The sequence below is a fragment of the Herbidospora daliensis genome (assembly GCF_001570585.1).
In the GTDB taxonomy this organism is placed as follows: domain Bacteria; phylum Actinomycetota; class Actinomycetes; order Streptosporangiales; family Streptosporangiaceae; genus Herbidospora; species Herbidospora daliensis.
In genome coordinates this window covers 1-16,778 of sequence record NZ_BBXF01000013.1, presented here as the reverse complement: position 1 = coordinate 16,778, position 16,778 = coordinate 1, and the positions used below count along the sequence as shown (strand labels likewise).

Genomic DNA, 16,778 nt, shown 5'->3' with positions numbered 1-16,778 from the left:
ATTATGGCTTCTTGCGCATGCTGAAGGCCATGCCGATCCCGATGCCGGCGATGCCGAAGACCACGATCCAGACCCAGGCGGGAATCTGCCTGCTCTCCTCGGGCTCGGCGGGGTTCGCGGAGGCGCTCGGCGCAGGCGCGGCGGCGGCCGCCTGCACCGGCTGCGGCGAGGCCGCGACGGCCCCCCGCCCGGAGGACACCGGCACGTAGGTGAACGGGATCTCCCCCTCGACGGGGTGCCCGTCGCGCGAGACGACGCGGTAGGCGATCGTGTAGGCCCCGGAGGGCAGCGCGGAGGCGGGCCCGACGTCCTGGACGACCCTGCGCCCGTCGACCCGGGGCTTGCCGTTCTCGTAGCGCTGGCCGTCGGGCCCGGTCAGCACGACGGCGGGGAACCGCACCGACTCGCTGAACTCGAGTGTCACCTTGGGCAGCGCGGTGACCCGCGTGTTCTCGGCGGGATCACTGCCCCGCAGGGAGGTGTGCGCGGCGGCCGGCGCGGAGGGCAGCAGAAGGGCCGCGACGACGGCCAGAACGGCGACGATCGGTGAACTCTTCATGGCGTGCTAAGGCTACCGACGCATGCCGGTGGTCTCACCGTGAGCCCGTTCCCGGACCCGGGAGACCACCGGCCACGCCGTCGTCACAGGCCGACGCAGGCCAGCGCCTTCTGGGCGGCGATGATGCTCTGGTCGTGGTCGTGGAGGCGGTCGTAGGCCTCGGCCACGGTCATCCAGCTCTGCGCCCAGCGGCGCATGGGCGCCGGGTCGAAGGCCTCGGTCGCGTGGTTGAGGGCGACGGCCGCCTCTTCGTCCTCGTGGAGGATCAGCAGGGCCTGGCCCTGGACCAGGTTCGCGTCGGCCCAGTGTTCGCCACGGGAGTCGCGGAGCATCTCGTCGGCCGCGCGGGTGTTCTCGACCGCCTGGCGCGGGTTGCCGAGCGCCAGTTCGGTCCGGCCCAGCTCGATCTGGCAGCGGGCCTTGTCGAGCACCGAGGCCGACGACTCGCTCATCTCGCGCTGCGCCCGCAGCAGCAGGTCGCGGGCCGCCTCGACGTCGCTGGCGCGGGTGCGGACGATCATGGTCGCGTAGGCCACCCGGAGGCGGGCCAGGTTGCGGTGGTCGCCGTTCTCGGAGTGGATGGCCATGGCCCGCTCGAGCAGGCTCATGCCCTCTTCGCCCCGGCCGGTCTCCTGCGCGACGAAGGCCGCGTTCCACGAGGCCGCCACGATCGCGCGCGGCGTGCCGAGAAGCTCGGCGGCCGACAGCAGCTCGGAGGCGAAGTGGCGGGCCCGCAGCAGGTCGCCGCGGGTGCGGTAGACCGACAGCAGCGTCGAGCCGAGCTCGATCAGGGCGTCGGTCCAGGCCGGGCGGGTGGTGCCGCCGAGCAGCGCCTCGCCGACGCGCACGGCCTCGCCGAGCTCGCCCTCGTCGCGGTAGCAGCGGCAGAGCGCGACCGCGACGGCCACCTGCCACTCGACCGACATCGGCCGCTCGGTGTCGGCGCGCAGGCCCTTCAGAAGCCGGATCGCCTCGCCGCGGTCGCCGCAGGCCTCGGTCGCCAGGGCGCAGCCGTATTCGGCCTCCTGGCGGAGCTGGGCCAGACCCGTGAGGCTGGTGTCGGTGAGAAGCTCGGCGTAACGGCGGCGGGCCTCCTGGGCCTCGCCGTTCTCCAGCGCCAGCCGCGCGAATCGCAGGCCGACCTCGATCTCTTCCATCTGTTCGGCGGTGACGCCGTTGACGAGATAAGTGAGAGAACAGTCGAGTTTCTGGGCTAGGAGCTCCAGAACTGCCGGAGTAGGGGTACGCTTACCGCTCTCAATTAGGGAAACATAGCTGTCGGACAGCTCAGGATGTGCGAGTTGCGCTTGAGAGAGCCCCCGCTGTCGGCGGATGGTCTTGATGCGCTGACCCACTAGATCTTGACCGGTCACCAGCACCCCCTGGAAAAATGCAAGAACCTCTAGACCCGACGGGAGCCCCACCGTGCGACGCCGCCTGATCACGCTTGCTCTTACGACCTTGTTTGCGGTTACCACCGCCGCAGGGATCAATGCTACGGCCGCCAGCGCCACTTCGTCCCCCCTCAAGGTTTACAGCATCGAATGCTGCTGACTCGTTACGTGAGTCAGGAAAGTCAAGAGAAGTTTCCTAGCGTGAACCCCATGTGAGCCTCCCCCACCGACTCCCAGGCACCGGGACGGATCCCCTGGCCACAGCATGAAATCGGAATCGCGGCACTGGCCAGTGCCGCGATTCTTTTTATGTCTCACCTGCGCTTTTCACTTTCCGCCGTTGAATGGTCACGGTGAGCGACCACGGAAACCAGAGTCCGGCCAAGTCGGCGTCCCACCGGCCACTGAAGCCACCTCAATTACCCGCGTCGCAGGTCTGCCCCAAGCCGGACAGTCCTGACATCCTGTGTCGATCTGTGACTCAGGTGACGCCAGATGCACGTGCAGATGAAAGAGACCACGCTCGGTGCGTGGAACCTGCCCCGAAGACCGCTCTGTCTCGATCGCCGCGGCACCGCTCCCTCAGCCGCCGCGGCCCGCGCCTCCGGGGCACGTCGATCATCTTGGCGACCGGGATAATCGCTCCGCTTATTCGGCGAGCGACCGCCATTCTTTCGCGAGAACCGATATCACTGCGAATGCGACCATAAATCGTGATGCGCGAAGTCCGTGGATTTCGGCGCGCGCCCGGAACTCGTCGGCTTTTCACGTCATCCAGGCGGATTTCGCCCCGCCGCCATCGGCCATTCACGGCGCGATGTCCATGATCAAGAAGCGCGCAACGCCAAATACAAGTCGACGCGGTCGGCCATCGTCGTGAGATTCCGTCCGGTCAGTTCCTCGACGCGTTTGATGCGATACCGCACGGTGTTCACGTGCACGTGCAGCCGCTCCGCGCAGACGTTCCACGATCCTGCACAGTCGAGGAAAGTCGACAACGTCCGCACGAGGTCGGCCTGGTGTTTGCGGTCATATCCGAACAGCGGGTCGAGCAGCCGTGAAGCGAACCCCCGCCGGATGTCGTCGGGCACCGTAGCCAGCAACAATGCGTGGGTGTAGATTTCGTCGCTGGTCACCAGGCCGCCGTCGCGGGCCTCGGCCATACGCCGGGCGTATCCGGCCTCCTCGATGCCGCCCCTGATCGCGGCCGGGCCGGTCAGGGCGGCGCTGACGCCGAGCGAGAGGCGGATCCCGGGACCGGCCACGGCGGCGGCCCGCGCGGTCAACAGGGATGTCAGCTCCTCGACGGCGCCGGGCAGCGGCACGAGAGCCAGCCCGGCGTCGGCGGCGGCCACCGCGACCACCGACCGGTCGAGCATCTCCTCCAAAACGAGCCCGCCCAGGGTGGCGGCGTCGGGGCCGTCGGAGGCGCCGGAGCGGAGGGCCGTACAGGCGACGATCGTGTAGGGAGCGGCCACGTCGAGGCCGCAGGTGCGCATCCGGGCCGACAACTCGGGCAGGTCGGCGCTGCCTGCCAGGCCGATGAGCTGTTCGAGCAGCCGCCGTTCGACGCGGCGGCCCTCTTCCATGCGGGTGCGTTCGAGGGCGACGCACGCGGCCAGCTCGAAGCCGATCTCGGGGTTGACGTCGCCGTCGAGGACCAGCGCCCAGCCGGCCACGCGGGGGCTGCGGTCGACGGTGAAGATCGTGCGGGGGTCGGCAGTCACGTGCGGGACGCGGACCGCCCGCAGGAACTCCAGCGCCATGCGCGAGGCGTCGGGCACCTCCCCCGCGATCACGCGGCCGGTCGCGGAGATCACGCCGCCGGTGACGCCGAGCTCGTCGTGGGCCATCCGGAAGAGCTCCGGCAGCCCGGCGCCCTCGGCGACGGCGGCGAAGATGCGGCGGTGGCGGCCGAGGGCCAACCGTTGTTCCCCGGCCATGCGGCGGTCGACGACGTCGATGACCGCGCCGAACGACACCTCGATCGGGACCTCGATCAGGGCCAGGCCGCGGGAGCGGCAGGCGGCCACGAGGTCGTCGGGCACGTGGCCCAGGCGGGCGTCTCCGGCGGCGAGGGCGGTGACGCCGGCCCGTACCAGATGGTCGACGAAGACCTCGGAATCGGCGGGCCGGTGCCGCCACATCATGCCGGTGAGCACCAGTTCGCCGCCCGACAGGTAGCGGCCGGGCCGGGGCAGGTCGGTCACCACGACGCCGGTGATCTCGCCGACCGGCTCCCCGGTCAGCAGGATGAGCCGCAGCGTCTCATGGGCCAGCAGCTCACTTATCTGCACAAGACCCACCTTATTTGGATGAATCTACAAGCGCCGCCCCTTGCGGCCCCGGCGTTTCATCGGTCAGCCGATAGGTCCGGAAACAAAAGGTTGGTCTACTGGGCGTCTATGAGCATCGCCACCGGACGCACCCAGGGCATCGGACAGGGCATCGGGCAGAGCCTGCTCCGCCCCGACGGCACGCTGAAGGTCACCGGGGAGTTCGCCTACTCCTCCGACCTGTGGCTCGACGGCATGCTCTGGGGCGCGACCCTGCGCAGCCCCCACCCGTCGGCCTGGATCAGGTCGATCGACGTCGGCCCCGCGCTCAGGGTGCCGGGGGTGTTCGCGGTGCTCACCCACGAGGACGTGCCCGGCGAGAAGTTCTACGGCCTCGAACACAAGGACCAGCCCGTCCTCGCCGTCGACCAGGTCCGCTACCAAGGCGAACCGGTCGCGCTGGTGGCCGCCGACCACCCCGAGACGGCCCGCCGGGCCGCCGATCTCATCGAGGTCGTGTACGAACTCCGCGAGGCCGTCACCGACCCGCGCAAGGCGGCCTTCGACCCGGAGTGCCCGCAGGTCAGCGTCCACGGGAACCTGGTCAGGCACCAGCCCGTGCGCGTCGGCTCGACCTTCACCGCCGACGTGGTCGTCACCGGCGAGTACGAGGTCGGCATGCAGGACCAGGCGTTCCTCGGCCCCGAGTCGGGCCTCGCGGTCCCGGCCGAGGACGGCGGCGTCGACCTGTTCGTCGCCACCCAGTGGCTGCACGTCGACCAGGACCAGATCGCGCCCTGCCTGAACCTGCCGAAGGACAAGGTGCGGCTCACGCTGGCCGGCGTCGGCGGCGCGTTCGGGGCGCGCGAGGACCTGTCGATGCAGATCCACGCCTCGATGCTGGCCCTGCGCACGGGCAAGCCGGTCAAGTTCGTCTACGGCCGCGAGGAGTCCTTCTTCGGGCACGTCCACCGGCACCCGGCCTGGATGCGCTACGAGCACGGCGCGACCCGCGACGGGAAGATCGTCTACGTCAAGGCCGAGATCGTGCTCGACGGGGGCGCGTACACCTCCAGCTCGCCCGCCGTGGTCGGGAACGCGGCCTCGCTGGGGGTCGGGCCCTACGAGGTGCCGAACGTCTTCATCGACGCCTACGGGACCTACACCAACAATCCGCCCTGCGGGGCGATGCGGGGGTTCGGGGCGGTCCAGGCCTGTTACGCCTACGAGTCGCAGATGGACCGGCTCGCCGAGGCGTGCGGCCTGTCGCCGGTCGAGATCCGCGTCCGCAACGCCGTCTCGCAGGGGTCACTGCTGGCCACCGGCCAGGTGATCGACACCCCCGCGCCGCTCGCCGACATGCTGCGGGAGCTCGACGCGATGCCCATGCCGGGGCCCTCCTCGCGTGACCTGCGCGAGCTGCCGGGAGGCGTGGCCCAGACCACCCACGGCGAGGGGGTCAGGCGCGGTGTCGGCTACGGCGTCGGGATCAAGAACATCTGCTTCTCCGAGGGCTTCGACGACTACTCGACCGCCCGGGTGCGGGTCGAGCTGCTCGGCGGCGAGCCGCACGTGCTCGTGCACACGGCGGCGGCCGAGGTCGGGCAGGGCCTGGTCATGGTCAAGACCCAGATCGCGCAGACCGAGCTCGGCATCGACCGGGTCACCATCGTGCCCGCCGACACCACCGTCGGCTCGGCCGGGTCGTCGTCGGCCTCGCGGCAGTCGTACGTGACCGGCGGCGCGGTCAGGGCCGCCAGCCTCGCGGTCAAGGAGCGCCTCGACGCGCTGACCGCCAGCGGCCGCGGCCTCGCCGAGGCGCTGGCCGAGGAGGGCCCGGTCGAGGAGACCCGCGAATACCGCCACCGCCGCACCTTCCCGATGGACCCGGTGACCGGCCAGGGGAACTCCCACACCCAGCTGGCGTTGTGCGTGCACCGGGCGGTCGTGGACGTCGACGTGGAGCTCGGGCTGGTCAAGGTGGTCGAACTGGCCGCCGTCCAGGACGTCGGGAAGATCCTCAACCCGCTGGCCCTCGAAGGCCAGATCCACGGCGGCACCGCCCAGGGCCTGGGGCTGGCCCTGATGGAGGAGATCCAGGTGCGCGACGGCAAGGTGCTGAACCCGTCGTTCACCGACTACCTGATCCCGACCATCCTCGACATGCCGCCGATGAAGTTGTCGATCCTGGAGAACCCCGACCCGCACGCGCCCTACGGGCTGCGGGGAGCGGGCGAACCCCCGACCCTGTCGTCGACCCCGGCCATCGCGGCGGCGGTCCGCGCGGCGACGGGACTGCCGCTGTCGCGGGTGCCGATCAGGCCGGACGACATCGCCCTGAGCGTCCTGGCCTGACGCGGAAAAGCGGTTCCCCTGCCCGGAAGGGACGTCGGCGGCCGTTCGGATCCCGCGCTCAGGCGATTCGGCGGGTGGGGGTCATCATCAGAGGTCGTCGCGGTCGCACGCGATGCCGTCGTTGTCCTTGTCGACGTACCACTGGTATTCGGGGTGGACACCCTTGGTGTAAGGGCCCGCGTTCGCCGCGAAGGCCGCCGCGCAGGTCGGGTAGCGCTGGGAGTTCGCCGCCCCCTGGCTGTTCGCGGAAGGCTGCTGGTCGGTGCCGCCCGGCTGGTTCGGATCAGTGCCGCCGGGCTGGTTCGGGTCGGTGCCGCCCGGCTGCTGGTTGGGGTCGGTGACCCCGGGCTGGCTCGGGGCCGCCGGGTCGCCGGTGGGCTGGGTGGCGGGCGGCTGGGCGGGCGGCTGGGCGGGCGGGGCGCCGCCGGTGCCCTTCAGGCGGGCGAGGAAGGCGTCGGCCTCCGTCTTGGTGAAGCCGCCGACGATGCTCAGGCTGTCCTGGGTGATCTCCTGGGCCACGCGCGGGGTCGAGACGACCTTGTCGCCGACCACGATGGCCAGCAGGCGCTTGACGGTGTCGCGGGTCAGGTCTTCGATCTGGGCCCGGTTGCCGGGGGCCAGGACCACCCGGATCGAGTAGGTCCCGTCGGATTCGGTGAAGGTCTCGATCTTCTGCACCGTCGTCAGGGTCACGCCCGGTTCGAGCTGGTAGCAGGTGGTGCCCGCGTCGTCGAGCACCGACTCGGTCTCGGCCGGGCAGGGGGCGGCGCCCGACGCCTCGACGGGCGCGAAGTGGATGGGCACGGCGAGCTTGGTGACGACCGGCTGGGTCAGCGGCGGGGAGTCCTGGTTGTTGGTCATCAGCACCGCGACGGTGCCCAGCACGCCGGACATGATCACCACGAAGACCAGCGCGACGCTGAGGGCGATCGTGGCGCCCTTGGTCGCCTGCGGCGGCTGCGGCGGACCCGGCTCCTCCGCAACGGGGGTGTTCTGCATCCCGGCCTCAATCCCTGACATCGCCCGCAGAGCCTATCGACATGGGACGGCCCGTGCCCCAAGCGAGACGCGGTCGGCCGAAGGCCGACCGCGTCTCGCGCCCTGTATCTGCCTCAAGGACAGGGGCACGGGCCGCTCCCTGATCACAAATCGGTTGTCACTGCGCGGGCGCGTCCGTGGCGGGCGCGTCCGTGGCCGGGGCGTCCGTCGGCGCCGGGGCCGGCTGGGAACCGGCGGGCGGCAGCGGGGCGTCGGCGGCCGAGCGGGTCTCGCCGCCGTCGCAGCTGGCGCCGAGCTCGGGGGTGTCCTCACCCTGGCGGAACTTCAGGATGAAGGCGCTCAGGTCGGGGGACGAGGCGCTGTCGAGCTGGAGCTGGTGGTTCCACGACGTGGCGACGATCTTCGACGGGAGGCCGGGGAAGGGGCTGAGCAGCATGTAGGGCTCGCCCGCCATGGCCTTCAGCTTGTCGACCTCGGCGGCCGGCAGGTCGGGCTGGTAGGTGATCCAGACCGCGCCGTGCTCCATCGAGTGGACCGCGTTCTCGTTGTTGATCGGCTGGTCGTAGATGCCGCACGTCTGCCAGGCCGGGTTGTGCTCGCCGCCGGCCGGCGGGGTCTCCTTGTAGGCGACCTTCGTGTTGACGTGGCCCGCGCCCTTGTACTCGTAGTTCTTGACCTTCGGCAGCATCGCCTCTTGGGCGGCGGTCGCGGCCTTCTCGGCCTCCGACTTGTCCATCTCCTGACGGATGATGTAGAACGCGACGCTTCCCACGAGAAGCAGGATGACGAGGCCGCCGATTCCCCACATCAAGACAGCGGCCCGCCGTTCCTTGGCCCGCTGCTGCGCCCTCATCTGGGCGATGCGGTCACGCCGTGCCGCCGCTTTCTCCTTGGTCATCGACCCTCCATCACGCGGTCACATATGGACAAGGAGAATAGTGGGTATAGATAGCCGTTTGGCCCATCGCGTCCCGGCGGGAAGTAATCTGAGGGCGATGAAGAACCCCCGTTCGCTTCTGCTCCCCGTCGCCGCGGCCGTCGTCGTGGTCGTGGCGATCGTCCTGGTGCTGGTCAACCTGACCCGGCCGGGCACCCCCGGCGACCTCTCACCCGAGGCCGGTTTCGCCCGTGACATGGGGGTTCACCACGCGCAGGCGGTCGAGATGGCGTTCGCGGTGCGCGACGAGAGCAGCGACGACGCGGTGCGCACGCTGGCCTACGACATCATCACGACCCAGTCGGCGCAGCGTGGAATGTTCATCGGCTGGCTTCAGCAGTGGGACCTGTCGCAGGCGTCCAGCGTGAAGCCGATGACGTGGATGGCGGGCCACGGCCACGCGGCGGCGGCCGGCGTGACGCCGGGCGTGATGCCGGGCATGGCCACCGCCGACGAGATGAAGCGGCTGGCCGACGCGAAGGGGCAGGCGGCCGAGGTGCTGTTCCTGCAGCTGATGATCCGCCACCACGAGGGCGGCGTCGAGATGGCCAAGGGCGCGGTCGAGCTGGTCGACCGGCCCGAGGTGCGGAACCTGGCCCAGCACATCGTCGACGGCCAGACCGCCGAGATCGACCTGATGAAAGAGATGCTGACGACGCGCGGCGCGCAGCCGCTTCCGTCGATCCTCAAATGAACACGTGTCGGACGCGGGAACGCTCCCCCGACAGGGCACCATGGAGGCGACCCGGAGGGATGAGGATTTGACCAACGAGCCCGAGAGCCGCCTCGAAGTGAGCATCACCCCCGAAGTGGAGGCCGGCCAGTACGCCAACTTCGCCTCCGTCTGGCACACCCAAGACGGGTTCGTGCTCGACTTCGCGGTGATCACGCGCCCGCCCGGGCTGGCCGACAACGGCGACGGCCAGCAGTACATCAGCGTCCCCACGCGGATCGTGAGCCGGGTGCGCATTCCCCCGGCGCAGGTCTTCGAGCTGATGAAGGCGCTGGAGCAGCAGCTGACGGCCTACGAGAACGAGGTCGGCCACAAGATCTAGACCGTCACGACGTCGCCTTCGCGGGCGAACCGCACGTCGGGCCACTCCTTGGCGACCGCGTCGAGCTGGTCGTCGGTGCGGCCCGGCGCGTGGTGGGTGAGCAGCAGGCGGCCCGCGCCGCAGCGTTCGGCGAAGGCCAGCGCGTCGGTGACGGTGGCGTGCCCGTAGTCGTCGGCGAGCGCCTGCTCCTCGGGCCGGAACTGGCCGTCGTGCACGATCAGGTCGGCGCCCCGGCACAGTTCCTCGGCCGCTGAAGAGCCGAGCTGGGGTGCGTGGTCGGGCAGGTAGACGACGGCGACGCCGTCGCACTCGACCCGGGTGCCGACCGTGATCCCGCCCTTGTGGGTCACTTCGGCCTGTCTCAGTTCGAAAGCGGGGTGTTTACGGCTCCCGCCGGCAGAGGTCACCGACACGGCTCCCCGCAGCCCCGACGGCTCGATCGGGAAGTGCGGCGGCGAGAACGCCCGGGTGAGCAGCTCCAGCGGCGCCTCACCGGGCACGATCAGCTCGACCTCCGCGTCGGGGTGGTCGCACGCCCGGCTGAACGGCAGCCCCTGCACGTGGTCCCAGTGCAGGTGCGACAGCGCGATCACGCCCCGGAAGGGCGCCGGACCGAGGTTCCTGATCCCGGTCCCCGCGTCGAGGACCAGCGGCGGCGCGGCGCACCCGTCGGGCAGCACGGCCACACACGAGGTGTGGCCGCCCCACCGGGTGAACTCGGCGCCGGGCGCGGGCGTCGACCCGCGTACCCCCAGGAAGTGCAGTCTCACGCGAACTCCTCGCGGCGGTGGCCCTGGGCCAGGTGTTCCAGGGCGGCCCGGTCGATGGTGTCGGCGCCGGCCTCGGCCACCCTGATCGGGGTGAGCGCGGTCAGCGTGGCGGTGCGGCGGCCGTTCTCCAGCAGGGCCCGCTCCCCCAGCACCGCGCCCGGGCCGACCCGCCCGAGTTCGCGGCCGCCGACGTCGACGGTGACGACGCCGTCGAGGAGCAGGAACAACGATGCGCCGGGCTCGCCCTGGCGGACCAGGGCCGCGCCCTCTTTCAGTTCCCGGACGACCGGCTTGCGGGCGCCCCGCATGATCAGCCGGGACAGTTCGCGTTCGAGGGCGGTCTCGGCGGCCGTGACGACGACCGGGGAGTCCTCCGCGCCCCACGGGGTGGCCCGCTGGGCGGCCCACGACTTGAAGTCGGTGACGCCCGCCTTGAGGATCAGCGCGCCCTCGGCGTCGTAGACCCAGTGGCGCGGGAACGGGCTGGCGCCCGTCAGCGTGACCTCGGAGGTGCCGTCGGCGCGCACGGTGACCGAGAGCGTGGTCCACACGAGCGGGGAGCGCCAGCGCGGCACCCCGGCGGCGGCGCGCGGGAACGGCAACGAGGTGCGGCCGCCGGCCGACCGGGTGACGGTGACGAAGCCCTCGCCCACCGTCTCGGTCAGCAGGTCGGGCAGGCTGACGGCGGCGAAGGTGAGGCCGAGCGGGCCCAGCCGGACCGTGGTGGAGCCCATCACCCCGCCTCCTCCGGCGCCGTGGGCGAGCACCCGGCCATCGTCGCCGAAATCGGCCCAGACGTTAAGCACGTTGGCGAACCGGAACCGGTCGGCGCGGCGCAGCGCCTCCAGGTCGTCGACGCGCCCGGGGGGCGGCTCGTCGTAGTGGGAGATCCCGGCCTCGAACATCGGCCGGGTGTACCCCTTGACCGCCTCCGAGGGGATCCAGGAAAGGGACGTGGCCTGCGTCTCGACGCGCATGTCGGCCTCCTCTGGTCGTCTCCGACGCTAGGAACCGGGGGCCGGGAGACACAGGGGGATGTCCATCCGGGTGCAGGAGGGCTAACCCTCTGTTCCCGGCCCCGCGCGGGAGGGACATTTACCGCGTGGACCGCATCACCGTGCTGCTCGCCGACGACAACCTGATCGTCCGCGAGGGCGTGCGCGCCCTGCTGGCCAGGGATCAGGCACTCGACGTGGTCGGCGTGGCCGCCGACTACGACGAGCTGGTGGCGCGCGCCGAGGAGCTGCGGCCCCAGGTGCTCGTCACCGACATCCGCATGCCCCCGACCTTCCAGGACGAGGGCATCGATGCCGCCCGGGAGGTACGGGGGCGCCTCCCGGGCACCGGCGTCGTGGTGCTGAGCCAGTACGACGACCCCGACTACGCGGTGAAGCTGCTGTCGGAGGGCGCCGACGGGTACGCGTACCTGCTGAAGGACCGGATCGCGGACGCGCGGCTGCTGGGCCGGGCCATTCGTGAGGTGGCGGCGGGCGGGTCGATGGTCGACCCCCAGATCGTCCAGGACCTGCTCTCCCCGGCGCGGTCGCCGGAGCTGAGCGCGGCCGAGGAGGCGCTGCTGCGGCAGGTCGCCGAGGGACGGTCGGTGAAGGCCATCGCGGCGGCGGCCGGCGACAGCCCCGAGAAGGTGAACGCGCTGGTCGAGCAGCTGTTCCTGAAGCTGGCGCGGGGCGCGTCGGCGGGCCGGCAGGGCGCGCTGAAACGGCTGCGCATGCTGCACACCGCGATCCTGCGCCGCGACGAGCAGGGCGAGCGCCTCTCGCGCCTGTTACCCGGCGGCCTGGCCGACAAGCTGCTGGCCGACGGGCTCGACCGGACCGAACGGCTCACGGTGACGGTGCTGATGAGCGACGTGCGGGGCTACTCGGCCATCGCCGAGCACACCGACCCGGCGGTGCTCGCCGGGCGGCTCAACGCCCACCGCAAGGCCATGAACGCGGCCATCCTCCGCGAGGGCGGCACCGTCATGCAGTACGTCGGCGACGCCGTCATGGCCGTCTTCGGCGCCCCCGACCCGCGTCCCGGCCACGCCGCCTCGGCGGTCGCGGCGGCCCGGCAGATGCACGTGCGCCAGCGCCGCCTCAACGACGAGTGGGAGACCCCCTTCCGCCTCGGCATCGGCCTGTGCACGGGCGAGGTGGCCGCCGCGCTGCTCGGCAGCGAGGAACGCGTCGAGTACACGCTGGTCGGCGACACGGTCAACCTGGCGGCCCGGATGCAGGACCTGGCCCGCCCGGCCGGGACGGTCGCCGCCGCCAGCACCCTGGACGCGCTCCCCGGAGGGCTGCCCTGGATCCCCCTCGGACCCCGCGCCGTCAAGGGCCGGTCCACCCCCGTCACGGCCTTCCACCTCCCGGAGGAACACTGATGTCCGACACCGCCGTCCGGGTGCGCGGCGCCCGCCGCACCTTCGAGGCCGAGCTCGCCCCGGTCCGCGCCCTGCGGGGCGTCGACTTCGACGTCGCCGAGGGCGAGTTCGTCGCCGTCATGGGCCCCTCGGGGTGCGGCAAGTCGACCCTGCTGAACGTGATCGCCGGGCTCGACGGCGTCGACGACGGCACCATCGAGGTCGCCGGCGAACGCGTCGACGGCCGCGACGAAGACTGGCTGGCCCGGTTCCGCCGCCACCACATCGGGTTCGTGTTCCAGTTCTTCAACCTCCTCGACGGCGTCTCCGCGCTCGACAACCTCGTGCTGCCCGGCGTGCTGGGCGGCATGAAGCGGCGGGCCGCCGAGGCGCGCGCCCGGGACCTGCTCGACCTGCTGGGACTGGGTGACCGGCTGCAGCAGGTCCCGGCCGTGCTCTCCGGAGGCCAGCGGCAGCGGCTGGCCATCGCGCGGGCTCTGGTCAACCAGCCGAGCCTGCTGCTGGCCGACGAGCCGACCGGCGCGCTCGACAGCGAGGGCGGGCTGGAGGTGCTGGAACTGTTCCGGCGGCTGCACGAAGACGGCCAGACGATCGTCATGGTGACGCACGCCGCCGAGGTGGCGGCCGGGGCGTCGCGGTCGATCCGGATGCGCGACGGCCGGATCGAGTCATGACCCGGTTGTGGCTGCGCCTCGAATGGCGGCGCCGGGGGCGCTCGGCGGTGGTGCTGGCGCTGCTGATCGCGTTCGCGCTGGCGACGGTCCTGACGGCGGTCGCGGGGGCGCGCCGGGGCCTGTCGGCCTACGAACGGCTGTCGGCGGCGACCCGGCCGTCGACGATCACCGTGCTGCCCAACCAGCCGGGCTTCGACTGGGACCGGGTCAGGGCGCTGCCCATGGTGGAGGCGGTGACCACCTTCGCGGTGGCCGGGTTCTCCCTCGACGACCCCGCCGCGTCGGCCGACGTGTCGGCGTTCCCGCCCGGCGACGACCACATCTTCGAGGGCACCGAGGAGCCGGTCGTGCTGGCCGGCCGCCTCTACGACAAGACCCGGGTCGACGAGGTGCTGATCAGCCCCGCGTTCTCCCGCCACTTCGGCCGCGGCGTCGGCGACCAGGTCACCCTGCGGCTGCCGAGCCCCGAGGAGGCGCGGCCCGACTCGGCCCCCGTGCCGTTCACCGGCCCCCAGGTCAGGGCCACCGTGGTGGGGATCATCCGGTCGCCCTGGTACGTCGATCCGGCCGGCTCCAGCCGGGGCGGCCTGCTCGTCACCCCGGCCCTGTTCGCGGCGTACGAGAAGAACTTCGTCGGCCCGGACCGGGAGGGCTACGTCAACGCGCTGGTGCGGCTGCGCGGCGGCACCGGGCAGATCGAGCCGTTCAAGCGAGACCTGGCCGCGCTCACGGGCCGGCCGGACATCGACGTGTGGAACAACGTGGCCGAGGGCGACCGGCTGCGGCGGCTGATCGCCTTCGAGTCGGTCTGCCTGCTGCTGTTCGGGCTGGCCGCCTTCGTCGCGGCGGTGGTGCTGATCGGCCAGTCGGTGGCGCGCTACACGGCCGCCGCGGCGGGCTCGCTGAAGACCCTGCACGCGCTCGGCCTGACGCCGGGGCAGGCGGTGCGGCTGGTGCCGGGCCTGCCGGCGTCGTCGGCGGCGGCGGGGTCCCTGGTCGCCGTGGCGGTGGCGCTGGCGGCCTCGTGGTGGACGCCGGTCGGCACGGCCTCCCTGGTCGAGCCGGCCCCCGGGTTCGACGCCGACGTGCCGGTGCTCGGCGCGGGGGCCGCGCTGGCGGTGCTGCTGGTGGCGGCCGGGTCGGCGGCCTCGGGGTGGCTGGCGCTGCGCCCGACCCGGGGACCGGGGCCCCGGTCGTCGCTGGTCGCGGCGGCGGCCCGGCTCGGGCTGCCGGTACCGGTCGTGGTCGGCGCCCGGTTCGCCCTGGAGCGCGGCCGGGGTCCCGACGCGCTGCCGGTGCGGCCCGCGCTGGTCAGCGCGGTCGTCGGGGTGCTCGGCGTGGTCGCCGCGTTCACCTTCGCGAACGGCGTCCAGGACGCCGGTTCCCATCCCGAGCGGTACGGCCAGAACTACCAGCTGATCGGCTTTCTCGGCTTCGGCGGGCAGATGTTCGCCGACCCGGCGGCCACCCTCCGGGCGGTCGGCGCCGACCCCGGCGTGACGGCCGGCGCCACGGCGACCGTCGGCGTGGCCCAGGCGGGCGCCACCTCGATCACCCTGTTCGGCCTGCACGACGCCGCCCGGCCCTGGCGGCCGGTGGTGACCCAGGGCAGGGCGGCCGAGGGGCCCGGCGAGGTCATGCTGGCCGTCAGCAGCGCCCGCCGCGCCGGCGTGGGCGTCGGCGACGTCCTCACCCTGACCGGGCCGCGCGGCGGCCACGGGTTCCGGGTCGTCGGGGTGGGCTTCGTGCCGACCGGGCCGCACAACGACTACGACGAGGGCGGCGTCGTCACCGCCGCCGGATACGAGCGGCTGCTGCCGCCCGACGGGTTCAAGTTCCTGATGGCGTTCGCCGCCGTGTCCGGCGACCCGGGCGCCGTGATGGCCCGCGTCAACGCCGGCTTCTCCGACGGCATGGGCCTGTTCCCGCCCGAGCCGCCCGTCCAGCTCGCGCAGATGACCGGCGTCGAGCCGCTGCCGCTCGCGCTGGCCGTCTTCCTCGGCCTGCTCGCGCTCGGCGCGGTCGCGCACGCCCTGGTCACCGCCGTCCGGCGGCGGCGGCACGAGATGGCGGTGCTGCGCGCCTGCGGCATGACCCGCCGCCAGGCGCGGGTGGTGGTGCTCACCCAGGCGAGCATCCTGGCGCTGACCGGGATCGTGGCCGGGGTGCCGCTCGGCCTCCTCGTCGGCCGGGCCCTGTGGGGCGTGGTGGCCGACACGATGCCGTTCTTCTACCGTCCGCCGCTGGCCCTGGTCGCGCTGCTGCTGATCGGCCCGCTGACGCTGCTGGCCGCGAACCTGCTGGCCGTCTGGCCGGCCCGGCTCTCCACCCGGACGCGCGTGGGCCACGTCCTGCGGACCGAGTGATGACCCTCCACTGGCTCCGGCTGGAGACCCGGACGCGGTGGCGGGCGCTGACGGCGCTGGCCCTGCTCGTCGCGGTCGCGCTGGCCGCCACCCTGGCGGCGGTGGCGGGGGCGTGGCGCGGGGCCGGCGCGGTCGACCGGCTGGTCGAGGTCACCCTGCCGGCCGACGCCGTCGTGCTGCCCAACCAGCCGGGCTTCGACTGGGACACGATCAGGGCGCTGCCGTCGGTGGCGGCGCTGGCGGCCTTCCCGGCGACCGGCACCTGGTTCTTCGAGGACCCGCCCGGGATGCGGGCCAACCTGCCGCCGCCCACCGACGAGGCTATCTGGCGCACGATCGAGAAGCCGGTCGTGCTGGCGGGCCGGCTGCCGGTGGCCGCCGACGAGGCCGCCGTCACCGCCGCGTTCACCGAGACGTGGGGCCGGGGCGTCGGCGACACCGTCACCCTGCGGCTGTTCACGCCCGAGGAGGTCGACCGAGGGATCGGCGACCCGGCCCTGTGGGCGCGGCTGACCCCGACCGGCCCCCGGCTGGTGACCAGGATCACCGGGGTCATCCGGTCGGGCTGGTTCTCCGACTCGCTGGAGATGCCGACGGGCGACCTGATCCCGTCCCCGGCGCTGTTCCGGGCCTACGAGCACAACATCGCCGGCGGGCGCGACGTCGCCTTCTACAACGCGCTGGTCCGGCTCCGCGCGCCGCTGCCCGAGTTCACCCGCGAGCTGGCCGCCGCGACCGGGCGCACCAACATCGACGTCTGGGACATGCGGCAGTTCATCGACCACGAACGGGAGATCACCCGGTTCGAGGCGGCGTCGCTGCTGGCGTTCGGGGCCGCCGTGTTCGCCGCCTCGGTGGTGCTGCTCGGCCAGACGATCTCCCGGCACGCCGCCGCCTCGGCCGGCGCGCTGGCGGCGCTGCGCCCGCTCGGGCTGACCCGGCGTCAGGGCGTGGCGGCGGCCTCGGCCGGGCCGGTGCTCGCGGCGGCGGCCGGCGCGCTGCTCGGG

General features: G+C 72.4%; 14 protein-coding genes. 7 read left to right on the top strand and 7 right to left on the bottom strand.

The features are described from left to right. Position 1: 1 nt before the first annotated feature. From AW274_RS37390 to AW274_RS37380, 3 genes are all read right to left on the bottom strand, one after another. Complete coding sequence (locus tag AW274_RS37390) at positions 2–559, bottom strand: copper resistance CopC family protein (RefSeq protein WP_062443519.1); 558 nt, start codon at positions 557–559, stop codon at positions 2–4. A gap of 83 nt (positions 560–642) precedes the next feature. After that, the gene (locus AW274_RS37385; protein WP_232320689.1) at positions 643–1,914 is read right to left on the bottom strand and encodes a helix-turn-helix domain-containing protein; all 1,272 of its coding nucleotides are present in this window, start codon (positions 1,912–1,914) and stop codon (positions 643–645) included. Positions 1,915–2,780: 866 nt separating this feature from the next. After that, positions 2,781–4,250, bottom strand: coding sequence for a PucR family transcriptional regulator (locus tag AW274_RS37380; RefSeq protein WP_062443515.1), 1,470 nt, complete (start codon positions 4,248–4,250; stop codon positions 2,781–2,783). A 108-nt stretch (positions 4,251–4,358) separates the two neighbouring features. On the opposite strand from AW274_RS37380, the gene AW274_RS37375 reads away from it, so the two are divergent. Beyond that, entirely contained in the window at positions 4,359–6,584 is a 2,226-nt protein-coding gene (locus AW274_RS37375; protein ID WP_062443512.1) for a molybdopterin cofactor-binding domain-containing protein, read from the top strand. A gap of 87 nt (positions 6,585–6,671) precedes the next feature. On the opposite strand, the gene AW274_RS37370 is transcribed toward AW274_RS37375, so the two are convergent. Further along, entirely contained in the window at positions 6,672–7,604 is a 933-nt protein-coding gene (locus tag AW274_RS37370; protein WP_157520934.1) for an excalibur calcium-binding domain-containing protein, read from the bottom strand. A 136-nt stretch (positions 7,605–7,740) separates the two neighbouring features. Further along, positions 7,741–8,481: a thioredoxin-like domain-containing protein gene (locus AW274_RS37365; RefSeq protein WP_062443506.1), complete on the bottom strand. Its 741-nt coding sequence runs from the start codon at positions 8,479–8,481 to the stop codon at positions 7,741–7,743. Positions 8,482–8,578: 97 nt separating this feature from the next. Between AW274_RS37365 and AW274_RS37360 the strand changes: the two genes are divergently transcribed. Both AW274_RS37360 and AW274_RS37355 read left to right on the top strand, forming a co-directional pair. After that, entirely contained in the window at positions 8,579–9,214 is a 636-nt protein-coding gene (locus AW274_RS37360) for a DUF305 domain-containing protein (RefSeq protein ID WP_062443503.1), read from the top strand. Between the two features lie 67 nt (positions 9,215–9,281). Then, on the top strand, positions 9,282–9,575 hold the full coding sequence (locus tag AW274_RS37355) for a DUF3467 domain-containing protein (protein WP_030450588.1): 294 nt from the start codon (positions 9,282–9,284) through the stop codon (positions 9,573–9,575). Here the strand turns inward: AW274_RS37355 and AW274_RS37350 are convergent. Together AW274_RS37350 and AW274_RS37345 are read right to left on the bottom strand one after the other, a co-directional pair. After that, the gene (locus tag AW274_RS37350) at positions 9,572–10,345 is read right to left on the bottom strand and encodes an MBL fold metallo-hydrolase (RefSeq protein WP_062443501.1); all 774 of its coding nucleotides are present in this window, start codon (positions 10,343–10,345) and stop codon (positions 9,572–9,574) included. The two genes, AW274_RS37355 and AW274_RS37350, sit on opposite strands and share 4 nt — an antisense overlap. Beyond that, positions 10,342–11,322, bottom strand: a complete 981-nt coding sequence (locus AW274_RS37345; RefSeq protein WP_062443498.1) for a cyclic nucleotide-binding domain-containing protein — start codon at positions 11,320–11,322, stop codon at positions 10,342–10,344. Before AW274_RS37345 ends, AW274_RS37350 begins: the two co-directional genes overlap by 4 nt. Positions 11,323–11,447: 125 nt before the next feature. Between AW274_RS37345 and AW274_RS37340 the strand changes: the two genes are divergently transcribed. The 4 genes from AW274_RS37340 to AW274_RS37325 all read left to right on the top strand — a co-directional run. Continuing rightward, positions 11,448–12,731: an adenylate/guanylate cyclase domain-containing protein gene (locus tag AW274_RS37340; RefSeq protein ID WP_062339970.1), complete on the top strand. Its 1,284-nt coding sequence runs from the start codon at positions 11,448–11,450 to the stop codon at positions 12,729–12,731. Further along, complete coding sequence (locus AW274_RS37335; protein WP_062339971.1) at positions 12,731–13,405, top strand: ABC transporter ATP-binding protein; 675 nt, start codon at positions 12,731–12,733, stop codon at positions 13,403–13,405. The genes AW274_RS37340 and AW274_RS37335 overlap by 1 nt, the downstream gene beginning before the upstream one ends. Beyond that, positions 13,402–15,771, top strand: a complete 2,370-nt coding sequence (locus tag AW274_RS42855) for an ABC transporter permease (RefSeq protein WP_062443496.1) — start codon at positions 13,402–13,404, stop codon at positions 15,769–15,771. The genes AW274_RS37335 and AW274_RS42855 overlap by 4 nt, the downstream gene beginning before the upstream one ends. Further along, a partial coding sequence (locus AW274_RS37325; protein WP_198169589.1) for a hypothetical protein occupies positions 15,771–16,778 on the top strand: 1,008 nt, incomplete at its 3' end. The genes AW274_RS42855 and AW274_RS37325, both read left to right, overlap by 1 nt.